Consider the following 14,418-nt stretch of genomic DNA (forward strand, 5'->3'; position numbering starts at 1 on the left):
AGCATGACGGACCAGGATCACGGCATGACCCATGAAGAGCGCAAGCGCAAGGTATTGGCGCAGGGTGCGCTGTACCGGCTGGGCGTGATGGAAGCGCGCGAGGTGGTGCGCGAAAACCTCAGTGCTGAATCCCTGGCCAAGGGCGCGTTGAGCCGGGTGGGCCATTTTGCCGCGTCGTTGTTCGGTGGCGGCAAGGCGGTGCAATCGATCAAGTCGCTCAGCAGCGGCGGCCTGGGCAATCTGAATTTGCAGACGGTGACGCCGCTGCTGATGACGGGCGCTTCGCTGCTCTCGCGCCGATGGCTGCGCAAGCCGTTGCTGATGGGAGGCGTGATCGCCGCGGTCGGCGGGCTGGCCTATTATTTCAGCCAGCGTGCTGCACCGGCGGACGCGCAGGCCGAACAGATGGTGGAGCTGGAGGGACCGTCACGGCCGGACTGAGCATGCATGCAGCATCGCCCAGACAAAGGCATCCGATCTTCCGGATGCCTTTCTCATTTGGCGCTCCGGTCGTCGCGCCAGGAACATATCGGTCGCCCGAGGCTCTGAAGAACACCGGCCGCGAGCCCGGAAAACAAGACCAAAAGACAAGAAAGGACATGACATGAAGAAACTCTCGATTGCGGCGTTCGCCGGTGTGCTGGCGCTCTCCGGTTGTGCCGACATGAGCCCGACGCAACGCGGTACGGCAACCGGTGCCGGCATCGGCGCCGGTCTGGGCGGTATCATCGGCGCGGCCACCGGTGGTGGCGGTGGCGGACGCGCCCTGGGTGGTGCAGCCATTGGTGGCGCCATCGGCGCGGTGGCCGGCAACATCTGGTCCAACCGCATGGAAAACCAGAAACGCGCCATGGAACAGGCGACCCAGGGTACCGGCGTGCAGGTCACACAGACGGCCGATAATCGCCTGAAGCTGGAAATCCCCAGCGATATCTCCTTCGACACCGGTCGTGCCGACATCAAGCCGGAAATGCGTCCGGTGCTGGATCGTTTCGCGGCCACCTTGGTTGAGAATCCGGCCACCACGGTCACCATCGTCGGCCATACCGACAATACCGGTAGCGATGCGATCAACGACCCCCTGTCGCAACAGCGCGCAGCCCGTACCCGCGACTATCTCAGCTCGCGCGGCGTGGCGGCCAATCGTTTCGTGATCATGGGACGCGGTTCGCATGAACCGCTGGTACCCAACAACTCCGACGCCAACCGCGCCAAGAACCGCCGGGTGGAAATCTTCGTGGCCGAGCAGCAGGCTGCGGCCCCGGTGCAGCAAGCCCCGGCGGGTTACGCTCCGGGTGGCTATCCGCCGCCTCCGCCACCGCGTTATTGAGCATCATCGGGTGAGTCGCGGCTGAGCGGTGTCGTGTGCACTGTCGGCCAGCCCGTACGGGGCGAGAAGAGTCGAAGCGCCCCGCAAAAAAAATCCCCGAAGCCGATTCGGGGATTTTTTTTCGCCGCCACGCCGTTTCCGGCAGGAGGATGTCCTTACTTGGTCGCTGTTTCAGCCGCCGGGGCCGCAGCGTCCGCGGCAGCCGGTGCCTTCGCTTCAGGTTCCTTGAACTTGGCGCCGGACTGATTGGCCATGTAGGCCACGGTGCGCTGGATCTCCACATCGTCCAGATCGGGATTGCCGCCCTTGGCGGGCATGGCGCGCAGGCCGTTGATCGCATGCGTGACCAGGGTGTCATAGCCTTGAGCGATGCGGGCCTGCCAGGAGGCGGCATCGCCTACCTTGGGCGCGCCGGCCACACCGGCAGCGTGACAGGCGGCGCAGGTGGTCTTGTAGACCTCTTCACCGGAAAGCAGTTGCTTGGGGCCGTTGGCATCGCGGAAGGTGAAGCCATCGTCGGAGACCGGCTTGATGCGCGCGGCGATCATCTCGGGCGTCTGACCGTCGGAGCCGGCACCGGTCTTCTGGCCATTGGTGACGTACTGCACCAGCAGCACGATGCACACGATGGGAACCATAAAACCTGCGACTACCGCTGCGATCAATTGCTTGGGAGTCTTGATTGCCGACTCGTGTTCATGCTGAGCTGAGCTCATTGGCGTCCCTCCGTAATGTTTCCTCGAAATTGGGGCGGAAAACGTCGGTTCCCTTTGTATCGCCTGGCTTTGCGTGGAACTAGGATCAGGCAGGGCTTTCATTGCGCTCTCTCGCCGAACTCTTGATTATAGTCACAATGCTTTCCGTTTGACACGGAAAAACCGCCGGTGCCATGGACGTCCTGCTGGAAAGGCGGTATCCTTCAGGCCTTTCCGGGGTTCGCCCCGTCAGCGCGGCTGTAGCTCAGTGGATAGAGTATTGGCCTCCGAAGCCAAGGGTCGTGGGTTCGATCCCCGCCAGCCGCGCCACTTCCCCCTCTCGCCGACAGAATTTCTTTCACCGAAGTGAGCAGATTTCATTCTGCCGCCCGGTGAGATCCGGCAGCCTAGTTTCCCCCGGCTGCGCCGTGGAAAAACGCCTTCGACTCTTCCAGCAAGACAAGCCGGTCCGATACAAATTATCAAAACAGCAACGTATTCTGCTGGGAAAGATTATCCTTTGCTTACGGGATAAATACTTTGCGCGATATCAATACCTTCCCGGCCTGGTTGTTAAGCTTGGTCGAAATCCCCGAGGCATTCCTGCAAGGCTTGCTCCCATGTGGGCAAGCTGATGCCGAAGGTGCGCGTGAGCTTGTCCGTGCACAGACGCGAATTGCGTGGTCGGGCTGCCGCCGTCGGATAGGCCGCAGCCGGGATGGGCAGGACATCGGCCGCAGTCAGCGGTGTCTGCAGACCCATTGCAGGCATGGCCCGGACGATGTGGCAGGCATAGTCATGCCAGTTGGTGGCGCCGCCGGCAGTGAGATGATAGAGCCCGCGGGTTTGCCGGATGCGGGAGGTCAATGCAGTGCGCTCGTGGGCATGCCCCAGCATGTGCGCGACCGCGTCGGCGATCGTTCGCGCCCAGGTCGGCGCTCCCCATTGATCGGCGACGATGTTCAGTTGCTTGCGCTGCTGGGCCAGCCGCAGCACCGTCTTCAGGAAATTGCTGCCATGCGCGGAATAGATCCAGCTGGTCCGCAATATCCACGCAGCCTCGCACTCTTCCAGCACGGCGACCTCGCCGTCCCGCTTGCTGCGCCCGTAGACGTTGAGCGGCGCCGTGGCATCGGTCTCCACATAGGGCTCGGGCCGGGCGCCATCGAAGACATAGTCGGTCGAGAAATGGATCAGCCCGATGCCGTGGTCCTGCGCGAGACGCGCTAATACCCGCGGCGCGAGGGCATTGATCGCCATGGCCGCCTCGGAATGGCTCTCGGCCTTGTCAACGTCGGTATAAGCGGCCGGATTGATGATCAGGTCCGGCCTGGTCTGGTGCAGGTAGCGGACGATAGCCGCAGGGTCGCCGAGATCCAGTTCGGTGCGCGCGGGTGTGATCAGGTCGACGCCATCCAGGCGTCGCGCCAAAGCCTGTCCTACCTGTCCCGCTGCACCGGTGAGGAGGACGCGCGGTCGGCTCATCCGAACACCTCGGCCTGCGCCAGCGGGATGCCACACCGGTCCTTGTCGGAGAGGATGGGTTCCCCCGGCAGTTGCCAGTCAATGCCCAGAGCCGGGTCGTTCCAGAGGATGGTGCGTTCGTGTTCCGGCATCCAGTAATCGGTGGTCTTGTAAAGAACTTCGGTCGCGTCTTCCAGCACCGAAATGCCATGCGCGAATCCCGGCGGAAGCCACAGCTGCAGCCTGTTGTCGGCACTCAGTACCTGGCTGAACCACTGACCGAAGGTAGGCGAGCTGCGGCGGATGTCGAGGATCACATCCAGCACCGCACCCCGGATCACGCGTACCAGCTTGCCCTGTGCGCGGGGAAGCTGGTAATGCAGGCCGCGCAAGACGCCTCGCGCCGAGAGAGAGTGGTTATCCTGCACGAAACGGACATCGATCCCGGTCTGGGCCTCGAAGTCGCGCGCATTGAAGCTTTCGTAGAAAAAGCCGCGATGGTCGCTGAAGAGGCGTGGTTCGATCAGCATCGCGCCAGGAAGGGGTGTCGGGATGACCAGCATGGGGTGCAGGAATTTCTGTCAATAACTCATTTCGGTCAACAGCTGCAGCAGGTATCGACCATAGGCGTTGTTCTGCAACGGCGCGGCCAGTCTTTCCAGCTGCAGGGCGTCGATATAGCCGCGGCGATAAGCGATCTCTTCCGGGCAGGCAATCTTCAGGCCCTGGCGTTTCTCGATGGTGGCAATGAACTGCCCCGCATCCAACAGCGACTCATGGGTACCGGTATCGAGCCACGCAATGCCGCGCCCCATCACTTCGACATGCAGTTGTCCCGACTCTAGGTAGCTGCGATTGATATCGGTGATTTCCAGTTCGCCGCGCGCCGAGGGCCGGATGCTGCGCGCAATGTCGATCACCCGGTTATCGTAGAAATACAGTCCGGTCACGGCGAAATTTGACCTGGGTTGCGCCGGTTTCTCTTCGATTCCAATGGCACGCCTTTCCCGGTCGAACTCGATGACGCCATAGCGTTCGGGATCCTGCACATGGTAGGCGAAGACTGTGGCGCCATCGTGCCGGGCATTGGCCTGACGCATCGGCGGTTCGAGGTCGCGTCCGTAGAATATGTTGTCCCCAAGGATGAGCGCGCAGGGATCCTTGCCGATGAAATCCCGGCCGATCAGGAAAGCCTGTGCCAGTCCGTCCGGAGACGGCTGCACGGCGTAGCTGATGTGCAAGCCCCATTGCTGACCGTCGCCCAACAGTTCGACAAAGCGCGGCGTGTCCCTCGGTGTGGAAATCACCAGAATATCGCGGATCCCCGCCAGCATCAGGCTCGACAAAGGGTAGTACACCATCGGCTTGTCATAGATCGGCATGAGCTGCTTGGAGGCGACCTGCGTGGCCGGATACAGCCGCGTGCCGGAGCCGCCGGCGAGGATGATGCCTTTGCGGCGCAGTAGGGGAGTCGCGTCGCTCATATCAATGCTCCTGGGGGATGATCACCGTATTGCTGGCGCAACCAGTTAAGATAGGCGCCCGAACGCACCTGGCGCACCCATTCTCCATTGGCCAGATACCACTGCACCGTCTTGCGGATGCCACTCTGGAAGGATTCCGCAGGCTGCCATCCCAGAGTGCGTTCAAGCTTGCCGGAATCGATGGCATAGCGGCGGTCATGCCCAGGCCGGTCCTTCACGAAGGTGATCAGGTCGCGATAGCTGCCCTGGGCGCGCGCGGCCAGTTCGTCGAGGATGTCGCAGAGTGTATGCACCACGTGCAGGTTGGTCTGCTCGTTTCCGCCACCGATATTGTAGGTCTCTCCGGTCGCACCGTGTGCGAGGATGGTGCGCAGGGCCGTGCAGTGATCTGTGACGTATAACCAGTCCCTGATCTGCATCCCGTCGCCATAGATGGGCAGCGGATTGCCGGCCAAGGCGTTGGCGATGACCAGCGGAATGAGCTTTTCCGGGAAATGATAGGGACCGTAGTTGTTGGAGCAGTTGGTGGTCAGTGTGGGCAGCCCATAGGTTTGGTGATAGGCGCGCACCAGATGGTCCGACGCTGCCTTGGAGGCTGAATATAGACTGTTGGGCGTGTAGGGCGCGTCTTCGGAAAACGGGGGGCTTTGCGGCTCCAGACTGCCATAGACCTCGTCCGTGGAAACGTGGAGGAAACGAAAGTCTGCCTGTTCCGGTCCGGGTAGGGTCGACCAGTAGTGCAACGCCCGGTTGAGCAGGTTGAATGTACCGTTGACGTTGGTGCGGATGAATTCGTCCGGGCTATGGATGGAGCGGTCGACATGGCTTTCCGCCGCGAGATGCACGATCGCGCGCGGCCGGTAGCGTGACAGCAAGGTGGCTATCGCAGTTTCATCGCAGATATCGGCCTGCACGAATGCATAGCGCGCGTCGCCCGCGACGGCCTCCAGGTTGTAGGGATTGCCGGCGTAGGTCAGCTTATCGATGTTGAGCACGGGTTCGGCAGCTGCTTGCGCCAACCAGTCGAGGATGAAGTTGCTGCCGATGAAACCGGCGCCGCCGGTGACGAAAATCATGGCGAGGTCCGAGGCAGCAGGATTGACGACCATTGCGGCTCATCAAGCTGCCGGCTGACGAGGGTATTCATGCTGTTCCTGTTTGTTGATACGGGATAGCACGATTATGTCAGAGTCACCGCCGGCACCGCAGTATTTGCACGCATCATCCCTGCCACGGCGCCGTCTGGAAACATCGCTCCGGCCTGGAGTGGCCGGAGCTGAGGGGCTTACTTGGTCGCAGCCACCGCCTTCAGGATCACCTTGGCCACATCGGCCGGGCGCGATTGCTGCGGTACGTGGCTGGTCGGCAGTTCGATGGTCTTGGCGTTGATCTGCTTGGCGAAGCTGCGTTCCAGCGCCGGCTGGATCATGTGGTCGTTCTTGCTGACGATGTACCAGCTCGGACGGGTCTTCCAGGCGGCCGTCTCGACCTTGTCACCGAAGGCCTTCATGGCGATCGCGCCCTGGGTGGCGGCCATCACGGCGGCCTGTTTGGCCGGTACGTCCTGGGCGAAGTCGGCGGCCAGGGCGGCCGGCGGCAGGCTGGCGAAGCCGGCCTTGTCCACCGACAGCTTGGCAATGCCCGGCGGCACCGGCAGGTCCTTGCCCAGGTCACCAGTGGCCTGGCCGGCGTCCGGGGCGAAGGCCGCCACATAGACCAGGCTGGCGACCTTGTCATGGTTGCCCGCTTCGGTGATCACGGTGCCACCCCAGGAATGGCCGACCAGCACCACCTTGCCCGGCTGGTTGTCGATGGCGCGCTTGGCTGCCGCCACGTCGTCGGCCAGCGAGGTCAGGGGGTTTTGGACGGCGGTGACCTTGATACCCTTGGCCTGCAGCAGCGGAATCACCTTGGCCCAGTCGGAACCGTCGGCAAATGCGCCGTGGACGATCACCACCGATGGTTTTTCGGCGGGTTCGGCAGCCATGGCGCTGCTGCCGGTGAAGGCGGCAGCGACGGCAAGTATGCCGAGGCCGGTCTTGAGGCTGAAGAGGGGGGATGCTTTCATGATGTTCTCCTTGGGAAGGTGGGGGTGTGTAATGCAGTGAGGCCAGTATAGGAATGCACCCCCGGCGCCGGTATCGGTCAATTGACCGACCCCCGTCGGCGCCGACGATGGACCGCGAAGGGGGCTGCCTCTGCCTTGCTCCCATTAACCGAAGAGCTGATTGCCTCGGCCCGGACCTTGCCGCTACAGTGTCGGGATGCTTCCCGACACCCTTTCCTCCGGCGGCGCCGCACCTGCGACCGCCGCCAGCGATTCACTGCCTTCCACCGTTCCCATGGTTTCGGCCGCCGTGGCGGTCCACGTGCTGGCCCTCGTGGGTGACCTCAGTATGGGCCAGCCGCCCGCCCAGTCGCAACGGGCCGCCTGTCTCGCTGCCCAGGTGGCCCGGCTGGACGGGGCCGGGCCCCAGGGTATCCTGCATGCCCGGCTGGTGGCCTTGCTGCGCTGGTCCGGCTGCACCGCCAACGCCGCCGGTTTCGCCCATCTGTTGGGCGACGACGTCGGCGGGCGCGAAGCCATGTTGCGTCAGGCCTTGCCGCCTGATCATCCGCTCACCTTCTCCAATATCGAGCCGCTGGCGCGCATCCACTGCGAAGTGGCCGGCGATGTGGCGGGTATGCTCGGCCTGCCGGCGGAGGTGGAGGCCGGCTTGCGGCATGTCTGGGAGCACTACGACGGTGGCGGCGCGCCGCAGCAGTTGCGTGGCGAGCAGGTCCCGGCGGTGGTGTATTACACCACTCTGGCGGGTGACCTGGACATCCTGTCCCGCACGCACGATGTCCCTGGCGCCCTGCGCATGGTACGCGGCTTCGGTGGCAGCAAGTATCCGGCACCGCTGGCCGAGCGGGTGGTCGGGCAAGCCGGCGCATGGCTGGCCGAGCTGGAGCGGCAGGAGGAGTGGCCAGACCTGTCCGGCTCCGCCTTGGCCTTGCCGGCCCATGAGGTGCCCTTGAGCATCGTGGCCGACCTGATCGAACTGAAACTACCCTGGCTGACCGGTTATTCGCGTCGCGTCAGCGAACTGGCAGCACGCGCCGCAGCCCTCGCTGGGCTGCCCGCCGCACAACGGGACCAGTTGGTGCGCGCTGCCCTGATCCATGGCATCGGCCGGGTCTCGGTCTCCAACTCCGTCTGGGAGCGCGCCACCCGACCCGATGCCGCCGATTGGGAGCGTATCCGTCTGGCGCCGTACTGGACGGCCCGCGCCGGCGCCCTGATTCCCGCCCTGCGCGCAGAGGCGGGATTGGCCTCGCAACTATATGAACGTCTGGACGGTAGCGGCTATTTTCGCGGCCTGGACCGGGAAACCCTGGGCCATCCGGCGCGCTTGCTGGCAGCGGCGGCCGCCTATGCCGCCTTGTGCGCCAGGCGGCCCTGGCGCGAGGCCCTGACGGCCGCCGAAGCCACCGCACTGCTCGCACAGCAGGCCGCGGCCGGGCTGTTCGATGGCGACGCCGTGCGCTGGGTGGTCGCCGCAGCGGCCGGCGAGGGGGCGCCATTGCCGGTGCGCAAGGGCCTGCTTTCCGAGCGCGAAGTCGAGGTGTTGCGGCGCATCAGCCTGGGCGAAAGCAACAAGGAGGCGGCGCGGGTCATGCAGATCAGTCCCTCCACCGTACGTACCCATGTGGAGAGCATCTTCCGCAAACTGCAGTGTTCCACGCGGGCTGCCGCCACACTCAAGGGCCTCAATCTGGGACTGATCTGAAGACCGTATTTCTACTGCATGAGCGGCGGTAGCTCCTCGCGGCCGGCTTTTGCGACTCACTTTTGCCTGGCTTTCGCTGTGCTGCAGCATGGGGGCCTGAAAGCGAGCTTGGTCGTCTGACAACTTCCCCCTTCCTGACAAAATGTCAGTGATATCCCCCGTGGATTGCGAGCGTCTGCCTGATTTCCGTAAATCATTGAATTTGTGGGAGATTTTCCTGGCGTCCGGCGTAGATTTTGATTAAATTGAGCGCTGTTTGCAAAACCGGCGTCATTTTCGGGCTTTTGTGCACGCTTGCCTGCATTTTCAGTGCGGCTTGTGCAAACCTGAACAAAGGGACAGTAAGGGAAATCCCGGGCCGGTGAAAAAGCGGGCAGCCTGCGACCATTCTCCCGGAATGGTTTTTGTTGCGCTGCAAAAAATCGAAGTGGCTGCCTATTTGCCACAACTCGCCGCGAAGTGCCCCAGATAAGCCCCCGATCTGGCCGCAAAAGGTTTGACTTACCGGAAAACGAACCTTTATAATCGCCGGGCTTTTAAGCTGCCGTCTGCTCGTAAAGAGTGCGGCGCATGCACGATATTGAATAGATATGCTGCGCATCATTCTCTTGCAGCTCGTAACCACGGTCGTCGCTGCTCTGGTGGCAGGCATGCTGGGCGGACTTTCGGCGCTTTGGTCCGCATTGCTGGGCGGGGTGTGCTGTGTCGTCCCCAACGCCCTGTTTGCCCTGCGACTCTATGTCAGTGCACAGAAACCCGGTGGTACCAACCCGATGGCCTTTTTCTTCGGGGAATTTATCAAGATTGCTACGACGTTTGCGCTCATGGGCGCGACCGTTTGGTTGTACCACGGTGTCAATTGGCTCGCATTTTTGCTGAGCTTCATCGTGGTGCTTAAGAGTTATTTCATTTTACTGTTTAGACACCGACCATGACCGTAGAAGCCGCTGAGCACGCGCCGACAGCCTCTGAATATATTGTCCACCACCTCGGACATCTCTCCACCCACCACCAGACCAAGATCGTCGATTTCTCGATCCTGAACGTGGATACCATCTTCTGGTCCGTGTTCTGCGGCGTGGTGGCCTGCTTCTTCATGTTCCTGGCCGCCCGCAAGGCGACCTCGGGCGTGCCGGGTCGTTTCCAGGCCTTCGTCGAAATGGTGGTGGAAATGGTCGAAGACCAGTCCAAGGCCATCGTCCACGGCGATCGTACCTTCATCGCTCCGGTGGCACTGACCGTGTTCGTCTGGGTCGCCCTGATGAACTCGCTGGACTTCCTGCCGGTGGATCTGGCTTCCAGCATCCTGGGCCTGTTCGGCCTGGGTGAAATGCATCACCGCATCGTTCCGACCGCCGACCTCAACGGCACCCTGGGCATCGCTCTGGGCGTGCTGGCCCTGATGCTGTATTACAGCGTCAAGATCAAGGGCGCCGGTGGCTTCATCCACGAACTGTTCGCAGCACCCTTCGGCATCTGGCTGGCGCCGTTCAACCTGCTGCTGAACATCATCGAATTCGCCGCCAAGACCGTGTCCCTGGGCATGCGACTGTTCGGCAACATGTATGCAGGCGAACTGTTGTTCCTGCTGATCGCATTGCTGGGATCGACCGCGACCGCATTCGGCTTCATCGGCCATGTGATCGCCGGTTCTATCTGGGCAATTTTCCACATCCTGATCGTGTTGCTCCAAGCATTCATCTTCATGATGTTGACACTGGTTTACCTGGGCCAGGCGCACGAAGCGCACTAACACAAGGCTTGCAGTACCTGTTTTTCAGTTTGTTTTTTGGTTTTGTATTTAATTAACTTTTCTTAAGGAATTGTCATGACTGATGTCTCTTTCGTTGCTCTGGCTTGCGGTTTGATCATTGGCCTGGGTGCTATCGGCGCTTGTATCGGTATCGCGATCATGGGCGGTAAGTACCTCGAAGCATCCGCACGTCAGCCTGAACTGATGAACACCCTGCAAACCAAGATGTTCCTGCTGGCCGGCCTGATCGACGCCGCCTTCCTGATCGGCGTTGGTATCGCCATGCTGTTCGCATTCGCAAATCCGTTCATCGCCAAGTAATTCGCGCTTCATAGCCGATTCTCATCTGCCGGACGATTGGTTCCGGCACTCGTTATTCTGAGAAGGAAATTACCGTGAACTTAAATGCAACATTGATTGCACAGTTCGTGGTCTTCTTCATCCTCGCCGGCTTCACGATGAAATTCGTGTGGCCGCCGTTGATCAAGGCGCTCGACGAACGCGCCAAGAAGATTGCGGACGGGCTGGCAGCCGCCGACCGTGGCAAGGCCGATCTGGCCGCCGCCGAAAAGCGCATCCAGGGCGAACTGGCATCGGCGCGTGATGAAGGCCAGAAGCGTATCGGCGAAGCCGAAAAGCGTGCTCAGCTGATCATCGAAGAAGCGAAGAAGACGGCTGCTGAAGAAGCTGCCCGCATCGTCGCCGCTGCCCGTGCCGACGCCCAGCAGCAAGTGAACCAGGCGCGTGAAGAACTGCGCGGCCAGGTCGCAACGCTCGCCGTCAAGGGCGCGGAACACATCCTCAAGCGCGAAGTGAATGCGGCGGCCCACGCCGACTTGCTGAATCAACTGAAGACAGAGCTGTAATATGGCCGAACTCGCAACGATCGCTCGTCCTTACGCTGAAGCCTTGTTCCGTGTGGCCAAGGCAGGCAGCCTGGCAGCCTGGTCCGATCTCGTCGATGAGATGGCCCAGGTGGCAGCGCATCCTGAGGTGCAGGCCCTGGCGCAGAACCCTTCCGTATCGCATGACAAGCTGGCAGAAGTGTTTGCCGCCGCCGTGAAGACCCCGCTGTCCATCGAGGCGCAGAACTTCGTGAAGACGTTGGTCGAGAACGGCCGTCTGGTGCTGCTGCCGGAAATCGCCCAACAATTCCATGCGCTCAAGAACGCATCGGAAGGTTCGGCCGATGCCAACATCGTCAGCGCCTTCGAGCTCAGCGACGCCCAGGTCAAGGATGTGGTCTCGGCACTGGAGAAGAAGTTCGGCCGCAAGCTGAACCCTTCGGTGACGGTCGACAGCAGCCTCATCGGCGGTGTGCGCGTCGTGGTCGGCGACCAAGTGTTCGATACCTCCGTGCGCGCGAAGCTGCAGCAGCTGCAAGCTGCTCTGGCCGCGTAAGTGCCTCTGGCTGGCTAAGCGAAAGAACAATTTTTAGGAGTTAGTATGCAACTCAACGCATCTGAAATCAGCGAGCTGATCAAGAGCCGGATCCAAGGCCTTGGCGATACCGCTGAGATTCGCAATCAGGGCACGGTCATTTCCGTGTCCGACGGTATCTGCCGTATCCATGGTCTGTCCGACGTGATGCAAGGTGAGATGCTGGAATTCCCGGGCAACACCTTCGGCCTGGCGCTGAACCTGGAGCGTGACTCGGTGGGCGCCGTTATCCTGGGCGAATACGAACACATTTCCGAAGGCGACGTTGTCAAGTGCACCGGCCGCATCCTGGAAGTGCCTATCGGTCCTGAACTGAAGGGCCGCGTGGTCAACGCACTGGGCCAGCCGATCGACGGCAAGGGTCCGATCAACGCCAAGCTGACCGCCCCGATCGAAAAGATCGCTCCGGGCGTGATCGCGCGTCAGTCCGTGTCGCAACCGATGCAGACCGGCCTGAAGTCGATCGACTCCATGGTGCCCGTCGGCCGTGGCCAGCGCGAGCTGATCATTGGCGACCGCCAGACCGGCAAGACCGCTGTCGCGATCGACGCCATCATCAATCAAAAGGGTCAGAACATGACCTGCATCTACGTCGCGATCGGCCAGAAGGCTTCGTCGGTCAAGAACGTGGTGCGCGCACTGGAAGCACACGGCGCGATGGAATACACCATCGTCGTGGCCGCTACCGCCTCCGAATCGGCTGCGATGCAATACGTGTCGGCCTACTCGGGTTGCGCCATGGGCGAATACTTCCGCGACCGCGGTCAAGATGCCCTGATCGTCTATGACGACCTGTCCAAGCAAGCCGTGGCCTACCGTCAGGTGTCGCTGCTGCTGCGCCGTCCGCCGGGCCGTGAAGCCTATCCTGGCGACGTGTTCTACCTGCACAGCCGCCTGCTGGAACGTGCTGCCCGCGTGAACGCCGACTACGTCGAGAAGTTCACCAACGGTGAAGTCAAGGGCCAGACCGGTTCCCTGACCGCACTGCCGATCATCGAAACCCAGGCGGGTGACGTGTCGGCCTTCGTTCCGACCAACGTGATCTCGATCACCGACGGCCAGATCTTCCTGGAAACCTCGCTGTTCAACGCCGGTATCCGTCCTGCGATCAACGCCGGTATCTCGGTGTCGCGCGTCGGTGGTGCTGCCCAGACCAAGGTCATCAAGAATCTGTCCGGCGGTATCCGTACCGACCTGGCACAGTACCGTGAACTGGCTGCCTTCGCGCAGTTCGCTTCCGACCTGGACGAAGCCACCCGCAAGCAGCTGGACCGCGGTGCACGCGTGACCGAACTGCTGAAGCAGGCTCAGTACACCCCGCAGTCGATCTCGATCATGGCCGTGACCCTGTTCGCCGTCAACAAGGGCTACATGGACGACGTCGAAGTGAAGAAGATCCTGGCCTTCGAAGCCGGTCTGCACAACTTCATGAAGACCAGCCACGCTGACCTGCTCAAGAAGATCGAAGACACCAAGCAACTGGATAAGGATGCTGAAGCAGCCCTGGCGGCCGCCATCGCTGACTTCAAGAAATCCGGCGCGTACTAATTTTTACTGAAGCTATAAGGAGTCTTACTCATGGCTACAGGTAAAGAGATACGTGGCAAGATCAAGAGCGTAGAAAATACGAAGAAGATCACCAAGGCGATGGAAATGGTCGCGGCATCCAAAATGCGCAAGGCGCAGGATCGGATGCACGCAGCCCGCCCGTACAGCGACAAGATCCGCAACATTGCGGCCAACCTGTCGCAGGCCAATCCGGAGTACGTGCACCCGTTCATGGTTCAGCAGGAGTCGGCCAAGCGCGTTGGTTTCATCGTCGTCACGACCGACAAGGGTCTGTGCGGCGGCATGAACACCAACTCGCTGCGTCTTTTGACCACCAAGTTCCGTGAACTGGAAGGCCAAGGCAAGTCCATCGAGACCGTCGCCATTGGCAACAAGGGTCTGGGTTTTCTGAATCGTATCGGCGCCCGCGTGGCCGCCAACGTGACGCAACTGGGCGATACGCCTCACCTGGAAAAGCTGATCGGCCCCGTCAAGGTGCTGCTCGACGCCTACCAGGAAGGCAAGCTGGACGCGGTGTACCTGGTGTACACCAAGTTCATCAACACGATGAAGCAGGAAGCCACCCTGCAGCAGCTGCTGCCGCTGACCAGCGACAAGCTCAAGGCTGACGAGGGTGCGCACTCCTGGGACTACATCTATGAGCCCGATGTGCAGTCCGTGGTGGACGAGCTGCTGGTGCGTTACGTCGAAGCACTGATCTATCAGGCCGTCGCCGAGAACATGGCGTCCGAGCAATCGGCGCGCATGGTGGCGATGAAGGCAGCGAGCGACAACGCCGGTAGCGTGATCGGCGAGTTGAAGTTGGTCTACAACAAGACTCGTCAGGCCGCGATTACCAAGGAACTGTCGGAAATCGTCGCCGGTGCGGCCGCAGTTGGCTGATCAGCTAACGTAGCGCAGCGAAACAGAA

At 61.5% G+C, this 14,418-nt stretch carries 17 protein-coding genes and 1 tRNA gene; 11 read left to right on the forward strand and 7 right to left on the reverse strand.

The window, feature by feature from the left end; all coding sequences use genetic code 11:
- Positions 1-3 precede the first annotated feature (3 nt).
- Positions 4-441 (forward strand): hypothetical protein, encoded by a 438-nt coding sequence (locus VE092_RS04060; RefSeq protein ID WP_324874069.1) that lies wholly within the window; start codon positions 4-6, stop codon positions 439-441.
- Between the two features lie 163 nt (positions 442-604).
- Positions 605-1,330, forward strand: coding sequence for an OmpA family protein (locus tag VE092_RS04065; protein ID WP_324874071.1), 726 nt, complete (start codon positions 605-607; stop codon positions 1,328-1,330).
- A gap of 155 nt (positions 1,331-1,485) precedes the next feature.
- On the opposite strand, the gene VE092_RS04070 is transcribed toward VE092_RS04065, so the two are convergent.
- Complete coding sequence (locus tag VE092_RS04070; RefSeq protein ID WP_324874073.1) at positions 1,486-2,046, reverse strand: c-type cytochrome; 561 nt, start codon at positions 2,044-2,046, stop codon at positions 1,486-1,488.
- Between the two features lie 233 nt (positions 2,047-2,279).
- On the opposite strand from VE092_RS04070, the gene VE092_RS04075 reads away from it, so the two are divergent.
- Positions 2,280-2,355, forward strand: a tRNA-Arg gene (locus VE092_RS04075).
- Between the two features lie 243 nt (positions 2,356-2,598).
- On the opposite strand, the gene rfbD is transcribed toward VE092_RS04075, so the two are convergent.
- From rfbD to VE092_RS04100, 5 genes are all read right to left on the reverse strand, one after another.
- The gene (gene rfbD / locus VE092_RS04080) at positions 2,599-3,510 is read right to left on the reverse strand and encodes a dTDP-4-dehydrorhamnose reductase (RefSeq protein WP_324874075.1); all 912 of its coding nucleotides are present in this window, start codon (positions 3,508-3,510) and stop codon (positions 2,599-2,601) included.
- Positions 3,507-4,052: a dTDP-4-dehydrorhamnose 3,5-epimerase gene (rfbC, locus tag VE092_RS04085; RefSeq protein WP_324874077.1), complete on the reverse strand. Its 546-nt coding sequence runs from the start codon at positions 4,050-4,052 to the stop codon at positions 3,507-3,509. Before rfbC ends, rfbD begins: the two co-directional genes overlap by 4 nt.
- Before the next feature lie 18 nt (positions 4,053-4,070).
- Positions 4,071-4,973 carry a glucose-1-phosphate thymidylyltransferase RfbA gene (gene rfbA, locus VE092_RS04090; RefSeq protein WP_324874079.1) on the reverse strand — a complete coding sequence of 301 codons (903 nt, stop codon included), beginning with the start codon at positions 4,971-4,973 and terminating at the stop codon, positions 4,071-4,073.
- The gene (rfbB, locus tag VE092_RS04095) at positions 4,970-6,049 is read right to left on the reverse strand and encodes a dTDP-glucose 4,6-dehydratase (protein ID WP_324874475.1); all 1,080 of its coding nucleotides are present in this window, start codon (positions 6,047-6,049) and stop codon (positions 4,970-4,972) included. Before rfbB ends, rfbA begins: the two co-directional genes overlap by 4 nt.
- 209 nt (positions 6,050-6,258) lie before the next feature.
- A complete protein-coding gene (locus VE092_RS04100; protein WP_324874081.1) occupies positions 6,259-7,041 on the reverse strand; it encodes an alpha/beta hydrolase in 783 nt (260 codons plus the stop codon).
- A gap of 196 nt (positions 7,042-7,237) precedes the next feature.
- On the opposite strand from VE092_RS04100, the gene VE092_RS04105 reads away from it, so the two are divergent.
- Positions 7,238-8,746, forward strand: a complete 1,509-nt coding sequence (locus VE092_RS04105; RefSeq protein ID WP_324874084.1) for an HD domain-containing phosphohydrolase — start codon at positions 7,238-7,240, stop codon at positions 8,744-8,746.
- A 193-nt stretch (positions 8,747-8,939) separates the two neighbouring features.
- Here the strand turns inward: VE092_RS04105 and VE092_RS04110 are convergent, their stop codons facing one another.
- Positions 8,940-9,350: a hypothetical protein gene (locus VE092_RS04110; protein WP_324874086.1), complete on the reverse strand. Its 411-nt coding sequence runs from the start codon at positions 9,348-9,350 to the stop codon at positions 8,940-8,942.
- Here VE092_RS04110 and VE092_RS04115 point away from each other — a divergent pair.
- From VE092_RS04115 to atpG, 7 genes are all read left to right on the forward strand, one after another.
- On the forward strand, positions 9,337-9,681 hold the full coding sequence (locus tag VE092_RS04115) for an ATP synthase subunit I (RefSeq protein WP_324874088.1): 345 nt from the start codon (positions 9,337-9,339) through the stop codon (positions 9,679-9,681). The two genes, VE092_RS04110 and VE092_RS04115, sit on opposite strands and share 14 nt — an antisense overlap.
- Positions 9,678-10,499 (forward strand): F0F1 ATP synthase subunit A, encoded by an 822-nt coding sequence (gene atpB, locus VE092_RS04120; protein ID WP_324874090.1) that lies wholly within the window; start codon positions 9,678-9,680, stop codon positions 10,497-10,499. Before VE092_RS04115 ends, atpB begins: the two co-directional genes overlap by 4 nt.
- 75 nt (positions 10,500-10,574) lie before the next feature.
- Positions 10,575-10,820 (forward strand): F0F1 ATP synthase subunit C, encoded by a 246-nt coding sequence (gene atpE, locus VE092_RS04125; RefSeq protein WP_006461334.1) that lies wholly within the window; start codon positions 10,575-10,577, stop codon positions 10,818-10,820.
- Between the two features lie 74 nt (positions 10,821-10,894).
- A complete protein-coding gene (locus VE092_RS04130; RefSeq protein ID WP_006461335.1) occupies positions 10,895-11,365 on the forward strand; it encodes a F0F1 ATP synthase subunit B in 471 nt (156 codons plus the stop codon).
- A gap of 1 nt (position 11,366) precedes the next feature.
- Complete coding sequence (locus VE092_RS04135) at positions 11,367-11,900, forward strand: F0F1 ATP synthase subunit delta (protein WP_324874093.1); 534 nt, start codon at positions 11,367-11,369, stop codon at positions 11,898-11,900.
- Between the two features lie 45 nt (positions 11,901-11,945).
- Complete coding sequence (atpA, locus tag VE092_RS04140; RefSeq protein WP_006461337.1) at positions 11,946-13,487, forward strand: F0F1 ATP synthase subunit alpha; 1,542 nt, start codon at positions 11,946-11,948, stop codon at positions 13,485-13,487.
- Between the two features lie 30 nt (positions 13,488-13,517).
- A complete protein-coding gene (atpG, locus tag VE092_RS04145) occupies positions 13,518-14,390 on the forward strand; it encodes a F0F1 ATP synthase subunit gamma (RefSeq protein WP_006461338.1) in 873 nt (290 codons plus the stop codon).
- The last annotated feature ends 28 nt before the right edge of the window (positions 14,391-14,418 follow it).

This window comes from Herbaspirillum sp. (assembly GCF_035644555.1).
Lineage (GTDB): Bacteria > Pseudomonadota > Gammaproteobacteria > Burkholderiales > Burkholderiaceae_D > Herbaspirillum.

What these genes read in the sequence shown, in the direction of transcription:
- VE092_RS04060 (WP_324874069.1), top strand. Translation starts at nt 4, where the DNA reads ATGACGGACCAGGATCACGGCATGACCCATGAAGAGCGCAAGCGCAAG.
- atpB (WP_324874090.1), top strand. Translation starts at nt 9,678, where the DNA reads ATGACCGTAGAAGCCGCTGAGCACGCGCCGACAGCCTCTGAATATATT.
- rfbA (WP_324874079.1), bottom strand. Translation starts at nt 4,973, where the DNA reads ATGAGCGACGCGACTCCCCTACTGCGCCGCAAAGGCATCATCCTCGCC.
- atpA (WP_006461337.1), top strand. Translation starts at nt 11,946, where the DNA reads ATGCAACTCAACGCATCTGAAATCAGCGAGCTGATCAAGAGCCGGATC.
- atpG (WP_006461338.1), top strand. Translation starts at nt 13,518, where the DNA reads ATGGCTACAGGTAAAGAGATACGTGGCAAGATCAAGAGCGTAGAAAAT.
- VE092_RS04105 (WP_324874084.1), top strand. Translation starts at nt 7,238, where the DNA reads ATGCTTCCCGACACCCTTTCCTCCGGCGGCGCCGCACCTGCGACCGCC.
- VE092_RS04135 (WP_324874093.1), top strand. Translation starts at nt 11,367, where the DNA reads ATGGCCGAACTCGCAACGATCGCTCGTCCTTACGCTGAAGCCTTGTTC.
- rfbD (WP_324874075.1), bottom strand. Translation starts at nt 3,510, where the DNA reads ATGAGCCGACCGCGCGTCCTCCTCACCGGTGCAGCGGGACAGGTAGGA.
- VE092_RS04115 (WP_324874088.1), top strand. Translation starts at nt 9,337, where the DNA reads ATGCTGCGCATCATTCTCTTGCAGCTCGTAACCACGGTCGTCGCTGCT.
- rfbC (WP_324874077.1), bottom strand. Translation starts at nt 4,052, where the DNA reads ATGCTGGTCATCCCGACACCCCTTCCTGGCGCGATGCTGATCGAACCA.
- VE092_RS04065 (WP_324874071.1), top strand. Translation starts at nt 605, where the DNA reads ATGAAGAAACTCTCGATTGCGGCGTTCGCCGGTGTGCTGGCGCTCTCC.
- atpE (WP_006461334.1), top strand. Translation starts at nt 10,575, where the DNA reads ATGACTGATGTCTCTTTCGTTGCTCTGGCTTGCGGTTTGATCATTGGC.
- VE092_RS04100 (WP_324874081.1), bottom strand. Translation starts at nt 7,041, where the DNA reads ATGAAAGCATCCCCCCTCTTCAGCCTCAAGACCGGCCTCGGCATACTT.
- rfbB (WP_324874475.1), bottom strand. Translation starts at nt 6,049, where the DNA reads ATGATTTTCGTCACCGGCGGCGCCGGTTTCATCGGCAGCAACTTCATC.
- VE092_RS04110 (WP_324874086.1), bottom strand. Translation starts at nt 9,350, where the DNA reads ATGATGCGCAGCATATCTATTCAATATCGTGCATGCGCCGCACTCTTT.
- VE092_RS04070 (WP_324874073.1), bottom strand. Translation starts at nt 2,046, where the DNA reads ATGAGCTCAGCTCAGCATGAACACGAGTCGGCAATCAAGACTCCCAAG.